The sequence below is a fragment of the Actinoplanes sp. NPDC049802 genome, from assembly GCF_040656595.1.
Taxonomy (GTDB): domain Bacteria; phylum Actinomycetota; class Actinomycetes; order Mycobacteriales; family Micromonosporaceae; genus Actinoplanes.
In genome coordinates this window covers 1-21637 of sequence record NZ_JBFAMR010000015.1, presented here as the reverse complement: position 1 = coordinate 21637, position 21637 = coordinate 1, and the positions used below count along the sequence as shown (strand labels likewise).

The 21637-nt window shown below is 70.3% G+C and carries 20 protein-coding genes; 5 read left to right on the top strand and 15 right to left on the bottom strand.

Annotated features, from left to right (window positions below; translation table 11 throughout):
• Nucleotides 1–184: 184 nt before the first annotated feature.
• From cphA to AB0I88_RS13320, 5 genes are all read right to left on the bottom strand, one after another.
• On the bottom strand, nucleotides 185–2944 hold the full coding sequence (gene cphA, locus AB0I88_RS13340; protein WP_361022400.1) for a cyanophycin synthetase: 2760 nt from the start codon (nucleotides 2942–2944) through the stop codon (nucleotides 185–187).
• Entirely contained in the window at nucleotides 2941–3759 is an 819-nt protein-coding gene (locus AB0I88_RS13335; RefSeq protein ID WP_361022397.1) for a cyanophycinase, read from the bottom strand. The genes cphA and AB0I88_RS13335 overlap by 4 nt, the downstream gene beginning before the upstream one ends.
• A gap of 98 nt (nucleotides 3760–3857) precedes the next feature.
• The gene (locus AB0I88_RS13330) at nucleotides 3858–4781 is read right to left on the bottom strand and encodes an acyl-ACP desaturase (RefSeq protein WP_361022394.1); all 924 of its coding nucleotides are present in this window, start codon (nucleotides 4779–4781) and stop codon (nucleotides 3858–3860) included.
• 42 nt (nucleotides 4782–4823) lie between these two features.
• On the bottom strand, nucleotides 4824–6134 hold the full coding sequence (gene hisS, locus AB0I88_RS13325; RefSeq protein ID WP_361022391.1) for a histidine--tRNA ligase: 1311 nt from the start codon (nucleotides 6132–6134) through the stop codon (nucleotides 4824–4826).
• Nucleotides 6135–6146: 12 nt separating this feature from the next.
• Complete coding sequence (locus tag AB0I88_RS13320; protein WP_361022388.1) at nucleotides 6147–6845, bottom strand: MBL fold metallo-hydrolase; 699 nt, start codon at nucleotides 6843–6845, stop codon at nucleotides 6147–6149.
• A 146-nt stretch (nucleotides 6846–6991) separates the two neighbouring features.
• Here AB0I88_RS13320 and AB0I88_RS13315 point away from each other — a divergent pair, with 146 nt between their 5' ends.
• Nucleotides 6992–7852: a peptidylprolyl isomerase gene (locus tag AB0I88_RS13315; RefSeq protein ID WP_361022385.1), complete on the top strand. Its 861-nt coding sequence runs from the start codon at nucleotides 6992–6994 to the stop codon at nucleotides 7850–7852.
• A gap of 37 nt (nucleotides 7853–7889) precedes the next feature.
• Nucleotides 7890–8714 (top strand): peptidylprolyl isomerase, encoded by an 825-nt coding sequence (locus AB0I88_RS13310; RefSeq protein ID WP_361022690.1) that lies wholly within the window; start codon nucleotides 7890–7892, stop codon nucleotides 8712–8714.
• A gap of 66 nt (nucleotides 8715–8780) precedes the next feature.
• On the opposite strand, the gene AB0I88_RS13305 is transcribed toward AB0I88_RS13310, so the two are convergent.
• The 8 genes from AB0I88_RS13305 to ruvC form a co-directional block, all read right to left on the bottom strand.
• Nucleotides 8781–11195: a bifunctional (p)ppGpp synthetase/guanosine-3',5'-bis(diphosphate) 3'-pyrophosphohydrolase gene (locus tag AB0I88_RS13305; RefSeq protein WP_361022382.1), complete on the bottom strand. Its 2415-nt coding sequence runs from the start codon at nucleotides 11193–11195 to the stop codon at nucleotides 8781–8783.
• Between the two features lie 154 nt (nucleotides 11196–11349).
• Nucleotides 11350–11868 carry an adenine phosphoribosyltransferase gene (locus AB0I88_RS13300; RefSeq protein WP_361022687.1) on the bottom strand — a complete coding sequence of 173 codons (519 nt, stop codon included), beginning with the start codon at nucleotides 11866–11868 and terminating at the stop codon, nucleotides 11350–11352.
• A 174-nt stretch (nucleotides 11869–12042) separates the two neighbouring features.
• Nucleotides 12043–13200 carry a protein translocase subunit SecF gene (gene secF, locus AB0I88_RS13295; protein ID WP_361022379.1) on the bottom strand — a complete coding sequence of 386 codons (1158 nt, stop codon included), beginning with the start codon at nucleotides 13198–13200 and terminating at the stop codon, nucleotides 12043–12045.
• A 1-nt stretch (nucleotide 13201) separates the two neighbouring features.
• Nucleotides 13202–15121, bottom strand: a complete 1920-nt coding sequence (gene secD, locus AB0I88_RS13290) for a protein translocase subunit SecD (protein WP_361022684.1) — start codon at nucleotides 15119–15121, stop codon at nucleotides 13202–13204.
• 161 nt (nucleotides 15122–15282) lie between these two features.
• The gene (gene yajC, locus AB0I88_RS13285; RefSeq protein ID WP_361022376.1) at nucleotides 15283–15660 is read right to left on the bottom strand and encodes a preprotein translocase subunit YajC; all 378 of its coding nucleotides are present in this window, start codon (nucleotides 15658–15660) and stop codon (nucleotides 15283–15285) included.
• A gap of 147 nt (nucleotides 15661–15807) precedes the next feature.
• Nucleotides 15808–16854, bottom strand: coding sequence for a Holliday junction branch migration DNA helicase RuvB (ruvB, locus tag AB0I88_RS13280; protein ID WP_361022373.1), 1047 nt, complete (start codon nucleotides 16852–16854; stop codon nucleotides 15808–15810).
• A 73-nt stretch (nucleotides 16855–16927) separates the two neighbouring features.
• Complete coding sequence (gene ruvA, locus AB0I88_RS13275) at nucleotides 16928–17530, bottom strand: Holliday junction branch migration protein RuvA (protein ID WP_361022370.1); 603 nt, start codon at nucleotides 17528–17530, stop codon at nucleotides 16928–16930.
• Nucleotides 17527–18042, bottom strand: a complete 516-nt coding sequence (ruvC, locus tag AB0I88_RS13270) for a crossover junction endodeoxyribonuclease RuvC (protein WP_361022367.1) — start codon at nucleotides 18040–18042, stop codon at nucleotides 17527–17529. Before ruvC ends, ruvA begins: the two co-directional genes overlap by 4 nt.
• A gap of 99 nt (nucleotides 18043–18141) precedes the next feature.
• Here ruvC and AB0I88_RS13265 point away from each other — a divergent pair, with 99 nt between their 5' ends.
• Nucleotides 18142–18660 (top strand): hypothetical protein, encoded by a 519-nt coding sequence (locus AB0I88_RS13265; RefSeq protein WP_361022364.1) that lies wholly within the window; start codon nucleotides 18142–18144, stop codon nucleotides 18658–18660.
• Between the two features lie 48 nt (nucleotides 18661–18708).
• On the opposite strand, the gene AB0I88_RS13260 is transcribed toward AB0I88_RS13265, so the two are convergent.
• Together AB0I88_RS13260 and pdxT are read right to left on the bottom strand one after the other, a co-directional pair.
• Nucleotides 18709–19461: a YebC/PmpR family DNA-binding transcriptional regulator gene (locus AB0I88_RS13260; protein ID WP_361022361.1), complete on the bottom strand. Its 753-nt coding sequence runs from the start codon at nucleotides 19459–19461 to the stop codon at nucleotides 18709–18711.
• Nucleotides 19462–19476: 15 nt separating this feature from the next.
• A complete protein-coding gene (gene pdxT / locus AB0I88_RS13255) occupies nucleotides 19477–20082 on the bottom strand; it encodes a pyridoxal 5'-phosphate synthase glutaminase subunit PdxT (RefSeq protein ID WP_361022358.1) in 606 nt (201 codons plus the stop codon).
• A 114-nt stretch (nucleotides 20083–20196) separates the two neighbouring features.
• Between pdxT and fliQ the strand changes: the two genes are divergently transcribed.
• A complete protein-coding gene (fliQ, locus tag AB0I88_RS13250; RefSeq protein ID WP_361022355.1) occupies nucleotides 20197–20466 on the top strand; it encodes a flagellar biosynthesis protein FliQ in 270 nt (89 codons plus the stop codon).
• A gap of 158 nt (nucleotides 20467–20624) precedes the next feature.
• Nucleotides 20625–21521: a pyridoxal 5'-phosphate synthase lyase subunit PdxS gene (gene pdxS / locus AB0I88_RS13245; RefSeq protein ID WP_220147655.1), complete on the top strand. Its 897-nt coding sequence runs from the start codon at nucleotides 20625–20627 to the stop codon at nucleotides 21519–21521.
• Nucleotides 21522–21637 lie beyond the last annotated feature (116 nt).

Below are 21637 nucleotides of genomic sequence, written 5' to 3'. Positions count from 1 at the left end.
CGTACCGGAAAGGGCTTTCCGACACGAGGCCGCCACATAGCGCCACGGCAACGCGAAGCGAATGCCCGCTTCGTCGGAACTTTCACTCTCAACCTTCCGAGTGAGTCCAAAAAGGAAGGATTCACGATCGGTCAACTGATCACTACAGAGAGAGATCGAGTCTGTCCATGATCTGTCAATCAGGTCACAGGCGCACCGGCAGCCCGGTGAGAGTCCGGGCGACCTGGAGAGCCGCCCCGGCGGCCCGCGACGGCGGTCGCGTGACACCGCTCATCACCGGAGCCCCGCCGGCCGGCACCGCGCCCAGCTCGGCGAGACAGTCCCGCATCGGCCCCCACTTCTCGTAGATCACCAGGACCACCTCGCCCGGCACGGCCAGCCGCAACGCCGCGGCGACCGCGGCCCGGTAACCGTCCGCACGCACCGCCGTCAACTGCGGGCGGCGAGCCCGCATCTCCCGCTCCACCAGCGCCGACACCTCGCCGGCCGCCCGGCCGCACCGGTCCTGGTCCTCGTAGAGCACCACCCGGGTCAGGCCGTCCGCGAGCACCTGCGCCGAGGCCGCCAGCAGATCCTCCCGGCGGTTCCCCGGCAGCGTGACGGCCGCGACGCAGCGCTCCGCGCCCCACAGCCGGTGCAGCGTCCTCAGCGTCGCCGCCAGAGCCGCCGGATTGTGCGCGTAGTCGGCGAACACCGACACCTGGGCAGCGCCCTCCCCGATCCGGAACAGGGTGCCCCGGCCCGGGTTCTCCACGCTCGGATCGAACTCGGCGAGCCGGTCCGCCAGGTTCTCCGGGCGGGCGCCCAGGGCCCGGGCAGCGGCGATCGCGGCGAGCGTGTCGGCGGCCACGTGCAGGGCCGCCCCGCCGTACGCGCCCGGAACCTCCGCCAACCGCACCAGGGGCGTACGCCGCGCGCCGGTCGCCTGCACCAGCCAGCCGTCGTGCAGCACGTACGCCGCCCCGCCCCGGGCCAGATGCTCCCCGAGCACCGGGTTGCCGGTGTCCAGGCCGAACCAGATCAGCCGTTTACGGTCCGCGCGCACCCGGGGGCGCCCGGCCAGGCTGCGCACCCACGGGTCGTCGGCGTTGAGGACCAGCGTCCCGCCGTCCCGGACCCGCTCGGCCACCACCGCCTTGACGTGCGCCAGATCCTCGATCGAGTCGAGCCCGTCCTGGCCCAGGTGGTCGGCCGTGATGTTGGTGATCACCCCGACGTCGGACCAGTCGTAGCCGAGACCGCGCCGCAGCAGCCCGCCGCGCGCCGTCTCCAGGACCGCCACCTCCACCTGCGGGTCACCGAGCACCATCTGCGCCGACCGTGGCCCGGTGGCGTCCGCGACCTGGACGATCCGGCCGTCGATGGCGACCCCGTCGGTGCTCGTCATGCCGACCCGCATGCCGCTGCCGCTGAGCAGGTGGGCGGTCAGCCGGGTCACCGTCGTCTTGCCGTTGGTGCCGGTGATCGCGACGGCCGGGATCCGCCCGTCCGATCCGCCCGGGAACATGGCCCGGACGATCGCGTCGCCCACGTCCCGGGCCCGGCCGTGCACCGGCGCCAGGTGCATCCGCAGCCCGGGCACGGCGTTCACCTCGATCACCCCGGCGGTGGCCGGCTCGCCGGTGGGCGGCACCGGGGCGGCGATGTCGGGCAGGCGCAGGTCGATCCCGGCGATGTCCAGCCCGACTAGGGCGGCCACCCGCTGGCAGAGCCGGGTCACGTCCGGGTGCACCTGGTCGGTGACGTCCCGGCTGGTGCCGCCGGTGGACAGGTTGGCGGCGTCGCGCAGCCGGACCACCCGGCCGTCGCCCGGGATCGACCCGGGGTCGTGACCGGCACGGCGCAGCACCCGCTCCGCCTCCTCGTCCAGCGTGATCCGGGTGAGCACCCGGGAGTGCCCGGTGCCCCGGCGCGGATCGGCGTTGACCCGCGCGACCAGCTCGGCGATCGTGGCCCGGCCGTCACCGACGACGTGCGCGGCGACCCGTTCCGCGGCCGCCACCACCTCGCCGGCCACCACCAGGACCCGGTAGTCCCGGCCGCCGAGCTGCCGCTCCACCACGACGTCGCCGCCGATCGCGTCCCAGGCCCGCTCGACCTCGGCCGGGGTGCCGAGATTCAGCGCCACCCGGTGCCCGTGCCGGCCGTGCCGGGGCTTGACCACCACCGGGGCGCCCAGGTCGGCGAGCAGGTTCACCGCCTCGGCGGCGGTGGTGGCCGCGCCGCCGGGCGCGACCGGGATACCGGCTTCGTCGAGCAGCCGCCGGGTGACGTGCTTGTCCCCGGCGATGTCCACGCCCACCGCGCTGGTGCGGTCGGTCATGGCGGCCCAGGCCAGCCGGCGCCGGTGGCCCCAGCCCAGCCGGACCAGGCTCAGGTCGTCGAACCGTTCCACCGGGATGCCACGGCGCCGGGCGCCCTCGATGATCGACCGGGTGCTCGGCCCGGTGGCCTCCCGCTCGGCCAGCTCGGCCAGCCCGGAGAGCCGCTCGGCGAGCACGTTCGCCGGCGGGCCGGAGCCGCTGTGCACCTCGAGGACCAGGCCGACCGCCGTCTCCAGCAGCTCGCCCGGCACCGACGACTCGGCCGACTCGTCGACCGGGCACTCCATGATCACGTCGTAGACGCCGGGCCGGTCCGCCGCGACGGTCCGGCCGAAGCTGATGTTCCGTCCGATGAGCTGCGACAACTCGATGCAGACGTGCTCGGTGACGTGGCCGAAGTAGGTTCCGTTGCGCAGCCGGCTCACGAACCCGCCGGGGGCCCCGGCGGCACAGTGATGCTCGGCCAGGCCGGGCACCGCCCGTAACAGACGTTCGGTGAACCCGGTGACGTCGGTGGTCTCCACGCCGGCGAGTTCCTCGAGCCGCAGCCGGGCCACCACGGCCGGCCGGGACAGGTAGACGTTGGGACCGCGCAGGCGGCGTAAACTCTCGATCTTCATGCGGCTGGTTCCCGTTCTGGGGGCGGGCCGGTGACGGGTCGGCGGCCCGGGAGATGGAAGGTGCAGCCGGCGGGCAGCACGTGGATGCGGGCTCCGGCGAGCGTGATCGGCCCGGACGGCGGAACCCGGATGTCGGTCGCGGCGCCGGCGTCGACCACCGTCACCGCGCCGCTGCCGAGGACCTCGAAGGTGTCGCCCCCGGTCAGGATGGCGGTGTCCTCGTCGATGCCCACACCCAGCTCGTGCGGGTAGCGGGCGACCGCGCTGAGCAGCCGGTTGAGCCGGCCCCGCTCGGCGAAGTGCTGGTCGATCAGCACGCACGGCAGGAACTCGAGTCCCGGCCCGGTGTGCACACCGTCCGCGGTCACACCGGCGCGGTTCCCGCCGGTGATCATGGTGGCGGACATCATGGCGGCGCCCGCGCTGGTCCCGGCGAGCACCATGCGCCCCTCGCCGACCAGGGTGTGCAGCAGCGTGTCGGTGGCGGTGCCACCCAGCACACCGGTGATCCGTTCCTGGTCGCCGCCGGTGAAGAAGACGCCGGTGGCGGCGCGCAGCACCGAGGCGGTCTCCGGCGCGTTGGCGGCGAGCCGGTTCTCCAGTCGCAGGGCCCGGACCTCGCCGGCGCCCAGTGCCGCGAATCCCTCCAGGTAGGCGGCCTCGGTGCTCTCCGGGGAATCGCTCGCGGTGGCGATGACCACGATCCGCGCGGTGGCCGATCCGGCGAGTTCCACGAACCTGCCGAGCAGCGCGGGGCCCGCCGCGCCGCCCATGACGAGCAGCCGGCCGTGGTGCGGATCGACGCTTCCGTCCACCGCCCCTCCTCAGCAGAGCCTCGAGCCACTGTTGAGGTTAATCGGAACAAATACGAAACATCCGGCTAATCCTGGACCTAGGCCCTGCCGCGACAGCCCTACGCGAGCCGCCGGCGACGGGCCTCCCGCTTCTCCTCGAAGCGCGCCGCCTGCGTCTCCAGCTCGCTCATCCGCACGGCGAGCTCCTCGCGCGCCCGCTCACCGTCACCCCGCAGATCGGTACGGTCCCAGACGTTCCACTGCCGCAGCACCGGGGCGAGCACCTCGTCCCGGTGCTGGCGCAGGTCGTAGATCCCGGCCAGGGCGATGGCGACCGCCTTGCGCCCGAAACCGGCGATGTTCGCCCCCGGCATCTGGAAGTCGGCGGTCACGTCGGCGACCGCCCGCATCGCCCGGTCCGGTGCCAGCTCGAAGGCCGCGCCCATCAGGTTGCGGTAGAAGACCATGTGCAGGTTCTCGTCGGCGGCCACCCGGGCCAGCAGCTGCTCGGCGATCGGGTCGCCGGTGGCCCGCCCGGTGTTGCGGTGCGAGATCCGGGTGGCCAGCTCCTGCAAGGCGACGTAGGCGATGGAGTGCAGCATGTCGTGCCCGTGCCGGTTGACGTAGCCGGACTGCATGTGGTCCATCCGGGCGCGCTCCAGCTCGACCGGGTCCACACCACGGGTGACGGTCAGGTAGTCCCGGATCGCGACGCCGTGCCGGCCCTCCTCGGCGGTCCACCGGTGCACCCAGGTCCCCCACGCGCCGTCCCGGCCGAACAGGGTGGCGATCTCGTGGTGGTACGAGGGCAGGTTGTCCTCGGTGAGGAGATTGACGATCAGCGCGGTACGGGCGGCGTCCGGCAACTTCGAGTCGTCCGGCCGCCACTGCTCGCCCCCGAGGAGACCGTCGAAGGTGCGGCCCTCGCTCCACGGCACGTACTCGTGCGGGAACCATTCCCTGGCGAGCGCCAGGTGCCGGTCGAGGTTCGCGGCGACGACGGGCTCCAGCTCCAGGAGCAGGGTGGTCTGGTCCAGCGGCATCCCATCAAGGTAACCGCCGGACCAGCCCGTGATGCCCCTTAGTCAGCGCGCGGACACGTTCGGGTGGAGGTCGCCGGCCGCCGGCTGCCAGGTCTCCGCGTCCGCCTCGATCTGCTCGCCGGAGCGGATGTCCTTGACCGTGTCCGGCTCACCGGGGAACCACACGTAGGGAATCCCGCGCCGGTCGGCGAACTGGATCTGCTTGCCGAACTTCGCGGCGGTCGGCGCCACCTCGGTCGGGATGCCCCGGCGGCGCAGCGCCGCGGCGATCCGGTCACACTCGGCCCGCTTGTCGTCGCTGGGCAGGGCGACCACGACACAGGTCGGCACCGACCGGGAGACGGTCAGCGCGTCCTGGCCGAACAGCAGGCCCAGCAGGCGGGACACCCCGATGGAGATGCCGACGCCGGGGAAGCGGGTGTTGCCCACCGACGCCAGGTTGTCGTAACGGCCGCCCGAGGTGACCGAACCGAACCGCTCGTAGCCCTCGAGCAGGGTCTCGTAGACCGTGCCGGTGTAGTAGTCCAGACCACGGGCGATCTTGAGTTCCGCGCGGACCAGGCCGGGCGCGTGCTCGTTGGCCGCCTCCACCACCTGCAACAGCTCGCCGAGGCCCTCGTCGAGCATCGGGTCGGTGACCCCGAGGGCACGGACCCGATCCACGAACGATCCGTCGGACGTGGAGATCCCGGCCAGCCGCAGGCACTGCTCCGCCTGCGCGTCGGTGGCGCCCGCGGTCTCGACCAGGGCCGCCGCCACCTTCTCCGGGCCGATCTTGTCGAGCTTGTCGACCGTACGCAGAACCTGCGCCGTGTCCGCGAGGCCCAGGCCGCGGTAGAAGCCCTCGCAGATCTTGCGGTTGTTGACCAGGATGGTCGCCGGCGGGATCGGCAGCGAGCGGAACACGTCACCGATCACCAGGGGCATCTCGGTGTCGTAGTGGAACGGCAGCGTGTCCCGGTTGACCACGTCGATGTCGGCCTGGAGGAACTCGCGGTAGCGGCCCTCCTGCGGGCGCTCGCCACGCCACACCTTCTGGATCTGGTAGCGCCGGAACGGGAACTGGAGCTTGCCGTTGTTCTCCGTGACGAACCGCGCGAACGGCACGGTCAGATCGAAGTGCAGGCCGAGCTGGTCCTCCCGTTTGGCGCCCTCCTCCTCCTGGAGGCGGTGCAGCAGGTAGACCTCCTTCGAGGTCTCCCCCTTGGACAGCAGGGTGTCCAGCGGCTCGACGGCACGGGTCTCCAGCGGGGCGAAACCGTACAGCTCGAAGGTGGACCGGATCTTGTCGAGGACCCTCTGCTCGATGATGCGCTGCGACGGCAGCCACTCGGGGAAGCCGGAAATGGGCACTGGGTATCTCTCCTACAGGAAGCGGCCGGGCGCGGCGATCAGCTCCCGCAGATACGGGTTCGACGCGCGCTCACGGCCGATGGTGGTGGCCGGTCCGTGGCCGGGCAGCACGACGGTGTCGTCGGCCAGCGGCAGGATCTTGTCCCGCAGGCTGGCCATCATCGTCGGGGTGCTGCCGCCCGGCAGGTCGGTGCGCCCGATGGATCCCGCGAAGAGCACGTCCCCGGAGAGACAGAGTTCCTCAGCGTCCCAGGAGGAACTCTCGCCCGGCAGGCGGAACAGCACCGACCCGCCGGTATGGCCGGGCGCGTGGTCGACGGTGATCTCGATGCCCGCCAGGGTCAGGGTCGCGCCGTCGGTGAGCTCCGCGACGTCGTCCGGCTCGCTGTACGCCAAGCGGCCCCCGAACATGGCCGTCATGTCGGCGCTCAGTCCCTTGGCCGGATCGGCGAGCATCTCCCGGTCGTCCGGGTGCACGTAGGCCGTGATGCCGCGCGCCCCGCACACCGGCGCCACCGAGAAGGTGTGGTCCAGGTGCCCGTGGGTGAGCAGCACCGCGGCCGGTGACAGCCGGTGCTGGGCGAGGACGTCGTCGAGCTGATCCAGCACGCCGATGCCCGGATCCACGATCAGGCACTGCTCTCCGGGACCCGCGGCGACGACGTAGCAATTGGTGCCGAAAGCCTGGGCCGGAAAGCCGGTGACGAGCACGAGGGCAACCTCTCGAGGGTGGGTGCGAATCGTAACGAGAGTAGCCGGGCGGGCGCACGCCACTTTCTCAGGAGGTACCCGTACACTCTTGCGGGTCGTGTGGCGTGCCGCACCCCTTGACACGTACCGGGAAGGGACAGCGTTCGGTGGCTTCCAGCAAGGACCGGCAGCGCAAACTCGCGCGGGCGAAATACGAGCGGCAGCAGGCCCGCCGGGCCGAGCGTGAGCGCCGCCGTCGCCGGATCTCGGCAGGGGTCGGCGCCACTCTGGCGGTGCTCCTCATCGCCGTCGGCGGCGCCTGGATCGGCGGCGTGTTCGACAGCGAGGAGCCCGTCGACACCGCCGCCTCGGACGTCTGCCTGTGGACGCCGCAGAACCCACAGACGAACCCGGACCTCAAAGAGGTCGGCACCCCGCCCACCAAGGACCTGCCCGAAGAGGGCACCGAGACGATGACGGTCACCACCGACAAGGGCGCACCGATCGTGGTGAGTCTCGACGTGACGAGTTCCCCGTGCGCCACGGCCAGCTTCACCTATCTGGCCGGACGGGCCTTCTTCGACAACACCGAGTGCCACGAGCTGACCACCGAGGGCGCGCTGCGCTGCGGTGACCCGAGCGGCACCGGCCAGGGCGGGCCGACCTACAGCTACTACGACGAGAACCTTCCGGCCCAGCCGTCCCCGGCGCCGAGCGCGAGTGCCGCGCCGGCCGCCGAGGTGGTCTACCCGAAGGGCACAGTCGCCTTGATCGGCAACCCGAAGGGAAGCAACGGCAGCCAGTTCCTGATCTTCCACAAGGACTACACCCCCACCGGCGACCCGGAGTACTCGATCATCGGCCAGGTGACCGGCGGGCTGGACACGCTCGCCGCCATCGCGAAGATCCCCACGGTCGAGAACTCCGCCGGAGCGAAGGTCAAGCCCAAGGACAAGATCACCGTCAAGACTCTGACCGTCGGTGCGGCGGCCGCCAGCGCGGCCCCCGCGCCGAGCGCGGAGTCGTGATTTCGTGAAGGACGAGAGCAGCAGCATGGAGGAGACCGTGTCGTCGATCAAGGACCGGCAGCGCGCGGCAGCGCGTGCCCGGCTCGAGAAGGAGATGGCCGAGCGCTCGGCGGCCGCACGCAAGCGCCGTCAGCGCCAGGCGATCGTCGGCTCGGCGGCCGCGGTCATCCTCATCGCCGGCGTGGCGTTCTTCGTCGTCCGCGCCCTGCAGAAGGACGAGAAGACCGAGGCGGCCGGGCCCGCCGCGGGCACGGTCAACTGCACCTGGACCCCGGCCGACGAGGCCAGCGGCGGCAAGGTGAAGGACGTCGGCCTCCCGCCGGTCAACGTGCCGAACACCGGGACCAGCACCCTCACCTTCGACACCGGCCTGGGCGTCATCGAGGCCAACATCGACCTCGCCAAGGCCCCCTGCACCGGCGGCAGCTTCAAGCACCTGGCGGCGCAGAAGTTCCTCGACAACACCAAGTGCCACCGCATGGTCAACAAGGACTCCTTCAAGGTGCTCCAGTGCGGTGACCCGTTCGCCACCGGCGAGGGCTACCGCGACACCGACGGCCAGGGCGGCCCCAGCTACACCATGGCCGAGGAGAACCTGCCGACCGACACGGCGAAGCCGTACCCGGCCGGCTCCATCGCGATGGCGAACACCAACATGCCGAACAGCACCGGCAGCCAGTTCTTCATCTGCTCCGAGGACACCCAGCTCCCGCCGAACTACACGCTGCTCGGGACCATCACCAAGGGCCTGGACATCGTCAAGGACGTGATCAAGGCCGGCGACGACGGCAAGTTCGAGCCCAACCCCGGCGGCGGGCGCCCCAAGAAGGAACTCCTCATCAAGACCATGACGGTCTCCTGACCCTCCAGCTCAGCGAAGAAGGGCGATCCCCGCGGGGGTCGCCCTTCTTTCTCGCTCTGGTACGGGCTACGCGCCGGACGTGACCCGGTAGGCGTCGAACACGCCGTCCACCTTCCGGACCGCCGCCACCAGGTGGCCCAGGTGTTTCGGGTCGGCCATCTCGAAGGTGAACCGGCTCACCGCCACCCGGTCGCGGGTCGTGGTGACCGTCGCGGACAGGATGTTCACCCGCTCCTCGGACAGCACCCGGGTGACGTCGGCCAGCAGTTTGTGCCGGTCGAGCGCCTCCACCTGGATCGCCACCAGGAACGTCGACGCCGACGTCGGCTTCCAGCTGACCTCGACCACCCGCTCGGCCTGCTCGCGCAGGTCCTCCGCGTTGGCGCAGTCCTCCCGGTGCACGCTCACCCCACCGGAACGGGTCACGAAACCGAACACCGCGTCACCGGGCACCGGGGTGCAGCAGCGGGCCAGTTTCACCCAGACGTCCGAGACGCCCTTCACCACGACGCCCGGATCCTGCGCGGAGCTGCGGTTGCGGGGCGGACGGGTGGCGACGGCGGTCTCGGCGATGTCCTCGACCGCGCCCTCCTCGCCGCCGAACCCGGCGACCAGTTTCTGCACGACCGACTGGGCGGAGACGGTGCTCTCACCGACCGCGGCATACAGCGAGGCCACGTCGGCCAGGTGCAGGTCGCGGGCGATGGTCATGAGGTTCTCGCTGGTCAGCATGCGCTGCAGGGGCAGGCCCTGCTTGCGCATCGCCTTGACGATCGCCTCCTTGCCGTCCTCGATCGCCTCCTCGCGGCGCTCCTTGTTGAAGTACTGCCGGATCTTGGTCCGGGCGCGCGGGCTCTTCACGAAGCCGAGCCAGTCCTGCGTGGGACCGGCCGTCGCCGACTTGGACGTGAAGATCTCGATCACGTCGCCGTTGGACAGCGGGGACTCCAGCGGCACCAGCTTGCCGTTGACCCGGGCGCCGATGCACTTGTGCCCGACCTCGGTGTGCACCGCGTAGGCGAAGTCGACCGGGGTGGACCCGGTCGGCAGCGGGATCACGTCGCCCTTCGGCGTGAAGACGTAGACCTCCTGGCTGGAGAGGTCGAACCGCAGCGCGTCGAGGAACTCCGACGGGTCGCTCGCCTCGCGCTGCCAGTCGAGCAGCTGCCGCAGCCAGGTCATCTCGTCGATGTGCGCCGGCGGGCCGACGATCGTCGCGCCCTTCTGCTCCTTGTACTTCCAGTGCGCGGCGATGCCGAACTCGGCGGTCCGGTGCATGGCGAAGGTGCGGATCTGCATCTCGACCGGCTTGCCGGTCGGGCCGATGACCGTCGTGTGCAACGACTGGTACATGTTGAACTTCGGCATCGCGATGTAGTCCTTGAACCGGCCCGGCACCGGCTGCCAGTTCGCGTGGATGACGCCCAGCGCGGCGTAGCAGTCGCGGACCGTGTCGACCAGGATGCGGACGCCGACCAGGTCGTAGATGTCGTTGAAGTCGCGGCCCCGGACGATCATCTTCTGATAGATCGAGTACAGATGCTTGGGACGGCCGGTCACCTCGGCCTTGATCTTCGCCGACTTCAGGTCGAGCTGGACCCGGTTGGTCACCTGGCGCAGCAGCGCCTCACGCTGCGGCTGGTGCTCCCCGATCAGGCGGTTGATCTCCTCGAACCGCTTGGGGAAGAGGGTGCCGAACGCCAGGTCCTCCAGCTCCCACTTGATCGTGTTCATACCGAGGCGGTGGGCCAGCGGGGCCAGGATCTCCAGCGTCTCCTTGGCCTTCTGCTCCTGCTTGGCGCGGGGCAGGAAGGTCAGGGTGCGCATGTTGTGCAGCCGGTCGGCCAGCTTGATGACCAGCACCCGTGGGTCCTTGGCCATCGCGACGACCATCTTGCGGATGGTCTCGGCCTTCGCCGCGTCACCGAGCTTGACCCGGTCGAGTTTCGTCACGCCGTCGACCAGCAGCGCCACCTCGGCGCCGAAGTCGTTGCGCATGTTCTCCAGCGAGTAGTCGGTGTCCTCGATGGTGTCGTGCAGCAGGGCGGCCACCAGCGTCGTGGTGTCCATGCCCAGGTTGGCCAGGATCGTCGCCACCGCGAGCGGATGCGTGATGTACGGGTCGCCGGACTTGCGGTACTGCCCGGAGTGCCAGCGGGCGGCCACGTCGAACGCCTTCTGCAGCGCGCGGGCGTCCGCCTTCGGATGGCTGGCGCGGTGGGTCGCGATGAGTGGCTCGAGAACCTCGCTGACCTGCGTGCTCTGCCAGGGGGCGTTGAAGCGGGCCAGCCGGGCCCGCACCCGCCGCCCGGTGGGAGCGCTGGCCAGACCGAAGCCGCTGCCCGGCTCGTCCACGGGCGAGAGCGGCTGGGTGTTCTCCAGATCGCCACCGGCGGCGATCTTGTCACCGGGCGTACCATCGCCCGAATTCTGGGTCGGTTGCACCGTGCCCTCCGCCGGAGGGGCGACGTCGCTGGACACCGGCCTCCTCACCAATTCGCCGGGAACTGACTCACCAGAACGTGATTCGCCAGGATCTCTTGGAACGCCCATCCTACCCGCACCGCCCTACCGAGTACCCCGGCCGAACCTACGAATAAGCAGGCCCGGCCGGGTGAAGAACATCGAAGAGGGATCAAACGGTCAAAAGTGCGTGTACCTTGCGCGGGTGGAGCCGCTCCCGGCCGTTCAGGAACCCCAGCTCCATCAGCACGGTGAACCCGGCGACCACCCCGCCGGCCTGCTCCACCAGATCCATCGTCGCGACCGCCGTGCCACCGGTGGCGAGCACGTCGTCGACCACCAGGACGCGCTGTCCGGGCACGAACGCGTCCTCGGTGACCTCCAGGGTGGCCTCGCCGTACTCCAGCGCGTACGAGGCGGAGAAGGCGGGCCGGGGCAGCTTGCCCGCCTTGCGGACCGGGACGACGCCGACACCGGTCGCGTACGCGATCGCCGCGGCCACCACGAACCCGCGCGCCTCCACCCCCGCCACCACGTCGAACGAGCCGCTCCCGTAATGGGCGACGATCCCGTCGACGACCTTGCGAAACGTCGGGCCGTCACCGAAGAAGGGCATCAGATCCTTGAAGACGATGCCCGGCTTGGGAAAGTCCGGCACATCGACCGCGCCCCCGGCGACCAGCGCCGCCATCTCGGGTCCGCTGTCACCGGTCACCTGTGGGATCTCGCTACTCACGGCGGACAGCGTAGCGCCTGCCGAGAGGGACGGGAGCGAGGCGTGGTCCAGCCGCCCTATCCGCCGACCGGCACCGACGGAACGGCCCGCCACCGGCGAAGGTGGCGGGCCGTCCGGGACGTCCGTCGGTCAGCGGCGCTTGGTGCCCGGACGGTTCGTGCCGCCCCGCTTCTGCACCGGGCGCGCGCCCGGCCGCGGGGTGGTGGTACCGGCCAGCACCGACACCTCGTCCGACTCGGTGACGTTGGCCGGGCGGGAACGCTCCCCACGGGCCACGTCGTCCGAACGCTGCGCCCGGCGGGCCAGCACCCGGGCGTTGTGCGCCTTGATCTTCGGCTCCCGGTCCTTGAGCGCGCTCAGCACCGGGGCGGCGAACAGGATCGAGGAGAGGACACCGATGCCCATACCGACGAAGAGCACCAGGCCCAGGTCCTTCAGCGTGCCCGCGCCGAGCAGGCCGGCACCGATGAAGAGCACGCCGCCGACCGGCAGCAGCGCCACCAGGCCGGTGTTCAGCGAGCGCATCAGGGTCTGGTTCACCGCGAGGTTGGTGGCCTCGCCGTACGTCCGGGAGCTGCCGGCGGTGATGCCGCGGGTGTTCTCCTGGACCTTGTCGAAGACCACGACCACGTCGTACAGCGAGTAACCGAGAATCGTCAGGAAGCCGATCACCGTGTACGGCGTGAGCTCGAACTGGACCAGCGAGTAGACGCCGGCCGTGAACAGCAGGTCGAACAAGAGCGAGGCGAGTGCCGCCACCGCCATCCGCCACTCGAAGCGCACCACCAGGTACGCCGTGACCAGCACCAAGAAGATGATCAGGCCGAGCAGGGCCTTCTCGATGACCGCCCCACCCCAGGCCGAGGAGACCTGCTGGTCGCTGATCTGGGTGGCCTCCACGCCGAGGTCGGCGGCGAGGGCCGTCTTGGCCTCCGCCATCTCGCTCGCGGAGAGCTCGCTGGTCCGGATCTTGTAGTTGATCTCGGACCCGTTGCCGACCTCCTGTGCGGCGTTGACCTGTGCGTCCGGCTCCACATCGTGAACCGCGGTCCGCACCGCCTCGTAGATCCGCTCCTGCTCGAAGGTCTGCCCGGCCACCTGGCCCGGGACGCTGAACTCGCTGCCTCCGGCGAACTCGATGCCCAGGTGGAAACGGTTGATGGCGAAGCTGCCGATGGCGATCGCCACGAGCGCCGCCGCGATGGTGAACCACATCCTGCGGCGGCCCACGATGTTGATGTTCGCCTCGCCCTGGTACAGGCGGGTCGCGAAACCGGATCCGGCCATGTCAGGCCTCCTTCACGCGCGAGGAGACGGACTCCTCGGTCTGGCTGCGGCGCAGAGCGCGGCCGAGGCCGCTCACCCTGGGTGACAGGAACGCCTGGGTGCTGGCGAGCAGCGTCATGATCGGGTGCCGGAAGAGGAACACCACGAGCAGGTCGAGCACCGTCGACAGGCCGAGCGCGAAGGCGAGGCCCTGCACCTGGCCGATCGACACGATGTAGAGAACCACGGCACACATGATCGTGATGGCGTTCGCCGAGATGATCGTGCGCCGGGCCCGGTGCCACGCCCGCGGAACCGCGCTGCGCGGGCTCCGGCCCTCGTGGATCTCGTCCTTGAGACGCTCGAAGTAGATGACGAACGAGTCCGCCGCGACACCCAGTGAGACGATGAAACCGACGATACCGGCCAGCGTCAGAGTGAAACCGATCGAACGGCCCAGGAACACCAGGGCGCCGAAGGTGAGCAGTGCCGACAGGCCCAGGCTCAGGAAGATCACCAGGCCGAGCATCCGGTAGTAGAAGAACGCGTAGATCGCGACCAGGCCGAGACCGATCGCCGCGGCGAGCAGGCCCGCCTCCAACTGCTGGCCACCGACGGTCGCCGAGACGGTCTGCGCCGGGCCGGCGTCGAAGGTCACCGGGATGGCGCCGAAGTTCAGCTGGTCGGCGAGCTTCTTGGCGCTCGTCGCGTTGAAGTCACCGGTGATCTGCGACTGGCCGGTGAGCACGGCCTGGATCTGCGGCGCGGAGACGATCTCCTTGTCCAGGACCACGGCCACCGCGCAGTGCTCGGCGTCCGAGTACATCGAGCTGACCGCGACGAAGCACGGGTCGGTGGCCTTGGCCTCGAACGCCTTCTTGGTGAGGGCGGCCCACTTCTTCTGGCCCTCGCTCTTGAAGTCGAGCGAGACGACCCACTGGTTCTGGGTGGTGTCGAGCTGCGGGCTGGCCTCGTCGATGTCGTCGCCGACGACCTCGGCCTTGTCCAGCATCACCTTGTAGACGCCCTGGAAGCAGGCGACGACCTCGCTGTCGACCGCGTCGATCGAGCCGTTCGGCCGCGCGTTCAGCTGCTGGCAGCCGATCGTCGGGATGTTGAACTGCATCTGCGGGCTGAGCGCGGCCACCTCGGGACCGGTCAGCGTGGAGAACGGCTTGAACGGCAGACCGGCCTTGGTGTCGGTGCTCAGGTCCACCGGCGCGGTCAGCTTCTCGGCGGCGGCCCAGGCGTCGGCGCCGACCTTCTTCTTGATCGCCTCGCGCTGCTCCTTGACGTCCGCGCTGGCCGGGGCCGGCGCCGCCGCGGACGCGGAGGCCGACGGGGTCGCGGACGGCTTGACGGACGGGCTGCCCGACGGGGCGACGCTCGGGCCCGGCGCCGCGGCGCCACCACCCTGGCCACCGGTCGACGGGGTCGCCGACGGCTTCGCGCTGCCGGTCGCCTTCGGGGCGGCGCTGCCGCTGGTGGACGGGGCCGGGGCGGCGCTGCCACTGGCCGAGGCGCTCGGCGTCGGGCTCGGCGGGTTGAGGGCGACCGACGCGACGTCCCCGGTCAGGCCGGTGAGCAGGCGGAACCGCATGTTCGCGGCCTGCTCCAGGCCCTTGAGCTGCTCCTCGGCCTTACCGGCGAGGGAGACGACGATGGTGTTGTTGCCCTGGATGACCACCTCGGCCTCGGAGACGCCGAGAGCGTTGACCCGGCTCTCGATGATCTCCCGGGCCAGCTCCATGTCCTCCGGACTCGGCGGGGCGCCCTGCTGGGAGGCGATGTAGGTGGCCTGGGTGCCACCGATCAGGTCGAGGCCCAGCTTCGGCTCGAGGCGCTGCTTCCAGCTGCCCTCCGCACCGGCGGCGAAGAAGACGAGCAGATACAGGACGACGAAGACCAGACCGAGCACGCCTAGCTGGCGTCCAGGATGCATCTGTCCCTGAGGTGGTCGTGCCACGGCTTTTGGTCTCCCTGTGTTTCGGCCGCGCGACGGCGCGGCACTCTTTGTCTGTGACCGGCCGTCGACGGTCGAACGGCGGGCGAGCACGCCGTTCCGGGAGCCTCACCCGGACCGGCGCGATGGGGTGCTTCGGGTCAGTCCTGCTTGCGCGTCTCGGTGACGGGGCTCTCCGGCTCGTCCGCGGCCGATGGGGCCTCGTCGGGCTCGGGGATGGCCTCGCCTGCCTTCTGAACGACACGGGCGATCGCGGGACGCGCGAACCGGACCTCGACGCCGGGCGCGATCTCCAGCATGACCTGGTCGTCGGCGATGCCGGTGACGGTGCCGTGCAGGCCGCCGATCGTGACGATCTCGTCGCCCGGGCCCAGCGAGTTCTGCATGTTCATCGCTTCTCGGCGCCGCTTCTGCTGCGGACGGATCATGACGAAGTACATGAACCCGAAGAGCAGAACGAGGATCAGCAGGAATGAGATATTGCCGCCGCCGCTCGCTTGATCAGCTGCCTTGAGCACGAAGAAAGCCTTCCGTCAGCCGCCGGCGCATCGTGGGCGGGCGCCTGCGGCGATATGCAGAGTTCCGGTTGGAACGGCGGCGAGTCTAATCGGTCAACCTTGAGATAACGAATGCGGCACACGTCACGTTCGCATCACGAGGGATAATCACGCTTCCCGGGCGAACAGGTCACCCTGAAAGACACCCGGACGGCCGTCGGCCGGTGGCGTTTTGCCCAGATGCGCCCAGCCCGCCTCGGTGGCGACCCGGCCCCTCGGAGTCCGCGCGAGCAACCCCGCCCGGACCAGGAACGGCTCACACACCTCCTCGACCGTGTCGGATTGCTCACCAACCGCCACGGCCAGCGTCGACAGACCGACCGGGCCGCCCTTGAACGACTCGATCAGCGCCCGCAGCACCGCCCGGTCCAGCCGGTCCAGCCCGAGGGCGTCGACGTCGTACACCTGAAGGGCCGCCTTCGACACCTCCTCGGTGATCACACCGTCCGCACGCACCTCGGCGAAGTCCCGGACCCGGCGCAGCAGCCGGTTGGCGATACGCGGCGTGCCCCGGGACCGCCGGGCGATCTCCGCCGACCCCTCCGGGGTGATCCGCACGCCGAGGATCCGGGCCGACCGGTGCAGCAGCACGTCCAGGTCCTCGTGCGAGTAGAAGTCCAGATGCGCCACGAAACCGAACCGGTCACGCATCGGCCCGGACAGCAGGCCGGCCCGGGTGGTCGCGCCGACCAGCGTGAACGGCTCCACGTCCAGCGGGATCGCGGTGGCGCCCGGGCCCTTGCCGACCACCACGTCGACCCGGAAGTCCTCCATGGCGCTGTAGAGCAGTTCCTCGGCCGGCTTCGCGATCCGGTGGATCTCGTCGATGAACAGCACGTCGCCCGGGGCCAGCCCGGTCAAGATCGCGGCCAGGTCGCCGGAGCGCTCGATCACCGGCCCGCTCGTGGTGCGGATCCCGGTGCCCAACTCGGCGGCCACGATGTTCGCCAGGGTGGTCTTACCGAGACCCGGCGGACCGGACAGCAGGATGTGGTCCGGCGGAGTGCCCCGGCCCATGGACGCCTTCAGCAGCAGCTCCAGCTGGTCGCGGACCCGGTGCTGCGCGATAAAATCGGCCAGCCGGCGGGGACGGACGCTGGCCTCGGCGTCCAGATCCTCGTCGAACGCGTCCGGCGACACCAGATCCTCGCTCATCGCGCCACCTCCGCTGCGCTCCGGCGTCGCGATGAGTTCAAACCTGAGCTGACTGATTCGCTCGCAAGCTCGCTCATCGGGTCTTGCCCAACAGCCGGATGGCCTGGCGCAGCAGGACCGGGACCGGCGGCGTCTCGCCGTCGATCGTCTCGGCCACCGCGGCCACCGCCTGATCGGCCTGCGACGCCGTCCAGCCGAGCGCGAGCACGCCCTGGCGAACCTGCTCCTGCCAGGCGCCGGCCAGCACCCCGGCCGACCCGGAGTCCCCGATCGGCATCGGGCCGATCTTGTCCTTCAGCTCGACGATCATCTTCTCGGCGCCGCGTTTGCCGATGCCCGGGACCTTCGTGAGGGCCGCGACGTCGCCGGAGGACAGCGCACGGCGTACCGCATCGGGTTGATGGACCGCGAGGACCGCCTGGGCGATCCGGGGACCGACGCCGTTGGCCGTCAGGAGCAGCTCGAAGAGCTGTCGTTCGTCGTCGTCGGCGAACCCGAAGAGGGTGAGCGAGTCCTCCCGCACGATGAGCGTGGTGGCGAGCCGCGCCTCGGCGCCGCTGCGCAGCCCGGCCAGCGTGTTCGGGGTGCAGAAGACCCGCATGCCGACACCGCCGACCTCGACCACGGCGCTGTCATGGAGGATCGCGGTGACCACACCGCGGACGCTGGCGATCATCGAAGGCTCCTGCGGGCTGCGGCTTCGATCCTGGCACGGGTGCCCCCGCGCCAGATGTGGCAGATGGCGATGGCGATGGCGTCGGCCGCGTCGGCCGGCCTGGGCGGCGCGGACAGTCTCAGCAACCGGGTCACCATGGCCGTGACCTGGGCCTTGTCGGCGGTGCCGGAGCCGGTGACGGCCGCCTTCACCTCGCTCGGGGTGTAGGTCTGCACCGGCAGCCCGGCCCGCGCCCCGGCCAGGATCGCGACCCCGCTGGCCTGTGCCGTGCCCATCACGGTCCGCGCGTTGTGCTGGGAGAACACCCGCTCGACGGCGACACTGTCCGGACGGTGCAGCTCGACCAGGGCGGCCAGCGAGCGGTCCAGGTTCAGCAGGCGCTGGGAGATGTCCTCGTCCGGAGAGCTGCGGACCACGTCGTAGGCGATCAGCTTCCCGAGCCGGCCCGGCATCCCGTCCACGACGCCGACGCCGCATCTCGTCAGCCCCGGATCGATGCCGAGTACGCGCACAGACTGCCTCCCCCTCGCGTACGTGTGTTCGACACCCTAATACGCACGCCCCTTGCGGCTTCCGCCGACACGCCTCGACGATGGGGACGGGAGGTTCGTATGCACCTCATTCCACCGATGGACGACGAGCCGCCACCGGAGTACGTCGCCTTCGTCACGTTGCACGCCGCCGAGTTGCGCGCCGAGGCGTACCGCCTGGTCGGCGGTGCTCCGGTGTTCGAGGAGATCTACCTGGCCGTGCTCACCGACCTGGCCGGGCACTGGCGCCGGCTGCGGTGGCTGCGCCGGACCGACGACTACGTCCACAAACGCCTGCGGGCACGGACCGCGCAGTGGCGCGAGGACCAGGTCTACGAGGTCGAGGTGCGCGTGTTGCGCCCTCCGGAGCCGGTGGTCCCGCGCCGCGGCTCCGGCGCCAGCCTGGCGCTGCTCAAGGCCGCGGTCATCGAGGGTACGGCGAGAGCCTCCCTGGACTCGCTGGCCGACGCCGAGATCGCCTGGGTGCACGCCTGGCTGGCCAGCCGTCTCCGGCGGACGCTCGGTTACGCGATCGGCAGCGTGCTCCTGGTCCTCGGCATGATCCAGTACATGGCCTGGCTCAGCACCGGCCCGACGTGAGCACACGGCGGGCCGGCCCGAACGGACCGGCCCGCCGCATGGTCCGGCTCACGCGTCGATGGTCGCCATGACCTCGTCGGAGATGTCGGCGTTGGAGTAGATGTTCTGCACGTCGTCGCAGTCCTCCAGGACGTCGACGAGCTTGAGGACCTTGCGGGCCGCCTCCTCGTCGAGCTCCACCGTCATGGTGGGGACCAGCGAGGACTCGGCCGAGTCGTACTCGATGCCGGCGCCCTGGAGGGCGGTGCGCACCGCGATCAGGTCGCCCGGCTCGCTGACCACCTCGAACTCCTCGCCGAGGTCGTTGATCTCCTCGGCGCCCGCCTCGAGCACGGCGAGCATGATGTCGTCCTCGGTCAGCTCACCCTTCGGGACGATCACCACGCCCTTGCGGTTGAACAGGTACGACACCGAGCCGGCGTCGGCGAAGGTGCCGTTGTTGCGGGTCAGCCGGGTGCGCACCTCGGTGGCGGCCCGGTTGCGGTTGTCGGTGAGACACTCGATCAGGATGGCGACGCCGTTCGGGCCGTAACCCTCATACATGATCGTCTGCCAGTCGGCGCCGCCCGCCTCGAGGCCGGAGCCCCGCTTGACCGCGCGGTCGATGTTGTCGTTCGGAACCGACGACTTCTTCGCCTTCTGGATGGCGTCGTAGAGGGTGGGGTTACCTGCCGGGTCGCCACCACCGGTCCGCGCCGCGACCTCGATGTTCTTGATCAACTTGGCGAACATCTTGCCGCGCTTGGCGTCGATGACGGCCTTCTTGTGCTTGGTCGTCGCCCACTTGGAGTGGCCGGACATGCGTAACCTCCGTGTCTACCGTACGGGTGCGGCCTGGCGGACCATCTCGACGAAGTACCGGTGGACACGAAGGTCGCCGGTCAGCTCCGGGTGGAAAGCCGTGGCGAGCAGGTTCCCCTGCCGAACGGCCACAATCCTACCGGCGGCGGCACCTTCGGCGACGCGCCCCAGCACCCGCACGTCCGCGCCGACCTCCTCGACCCACGGGGCGCGGATGAAGACGGCGTGAAACGGCCCGCCCGCGACGTCGTCGATCTCCACGGACGCCTCGAACGAGTCGACCTGCCGGCCGAACGCGTTGCGCCGCACGGTCATGTCGATGCCCTGGAACGACTCCTGGTCCGGACGGCCGTCCAGCACCTTCGCGGCCAGCATGATCATGCCGGCGCAGGAGCCGTAGACCGGCATGCCGCCGGCGATCCGATCGCGGATCGGGTCGAGCAGCCCGAAGGAGACGGACAGGTTGCTGATGGCCGTCGACTCCCCGCCCGGGATCACCAGTCCGTCGACGTCGGCGAGCTCCTCCGGACGGCGGACCGGCCGGGCCAGCACGTCCGACTCGGCCAGCGCGGCAAGATGCTCACGCACGTCGCCCTGCAGGGCCAGCACTCCGATGTTCACCGCCCCACAATAGGCGCGGCCGGAGCGCGGGCGACTTGAGGAGTCAACCGAACGGCAACCGAGCCGCCCCCGTTCCGCACTCCGGGGATCTCGCCCGGTCCCGAACTGACGGGCATGACGGACACGACGGTGGTGGAGATCGCGATGCAGGCCATGACGATCGCGGCGAAGATGTCGGCGCCGGTGCTGCTGACCGCGCTGGCGGTCGGATTCGCCATCTCGCTGTTCCAGTCGGTGACGCAGATCCAGGAGGCGACACTGTCCTTCGTCCCGAAGGCGGTGGCGATCGGCGCGGCCCTGCTGCTGACCGGCAACTGGATGCTCCGCGAGATGATGACCTACACCACCCAGCTGTTCGAGAAGGTCCCGACCCTGCTCGGCTGAGGCTGTGAGCTGTGCGAGGAGTGCCACCCGTAGGGCGGCTCTCCTCGCGTCCGAGGGGTAAAGCAGGCCACCGCACCGCCGATTGGCTATCGGAACGCGTTCCGCGGCTTCGTAGGATCGGCGTCCATCAGATAACCCGCACGAGGAGCCGAATCCCCATGTCTGAGAACCAGCCCGCTGTCGGAACCGCCCGCGTCAAGCGCGGCATGGCGGAGATGCTCAAGGGCGGCGTGATCATGGACGTGGTCAACGCCGAGCAGGCGAAGATCGCCGAGGATGCCGGAGCCGTCGCGGTCATGGCGCTGGAGCGCGTGCCGGCCGACATCCGCGCCCAGGGCGGCATCTCGCGCATGTCGGACCCCGACATGATCGAGGGCATCATCGGCGCCGTCTCCATCCCGGTGATGGCCAAGGCCCGGATCGGCCACTTCGTCGAGGCCCAGGTGCTCCAGGCGCTGGGCGTCGACTACGTCGACGAGTCCGAGGTGCTGTCTCCGGCCGACTTCGCCAACCACATCGACAAATGGCAGTTCACCGTGCCGTTCGTCTGCGGTGCCACCAACCTGGGCGAGGCGCTGCGCCGGATCACCGAGGGCGCCGCCATGATCCGCTCCAAGGGTGAGGCCGGCACCGGCGACGTCTCCAACGCCACCACCCACATGCGGAGGATCCGGGCCGAGATCCGCCGGCTGCAGACCCTGCCCGAGGACGAGCTGTACGTCGCCGCCAAGGAGCTCCAGGCGCCGTACGAGCTGGTCAAGGAGGTCGCCGAGCTGGGCAAGCTGCCGGTCGTGCTGTTCACCGCGGGCGGCATCGCCACCCCGGCCGACGCCGCCATGATGATGCAGCTCGGCGCCGAGGGCGTCTTCGTCGGCTCCGGCATCTTCAAGTCCGGCAACCCGGCCCAGCGCGCCGCCGCCATCGTGAAGGCCACCACCTTCCACGACGACCCCGACGTGATCGCCAAGGTCTCCCGCGGCCTGGGCGAGGCCATGGTCGGCATCAACGTCGAGGACGAGCCGGTCCCCCACCGCCTCTCCGAGCGCGGCTGGTAGCCGTCGGGCTGTGTGGTTTTCGGGTGCGTTCCGTGGGCACGTTCCCGTAGTGGCCCAGGCAGGCGTTGACGCTGATGCCGCTTGCCGCAAGCTGATCAAGATCGCCGGATCCGCGG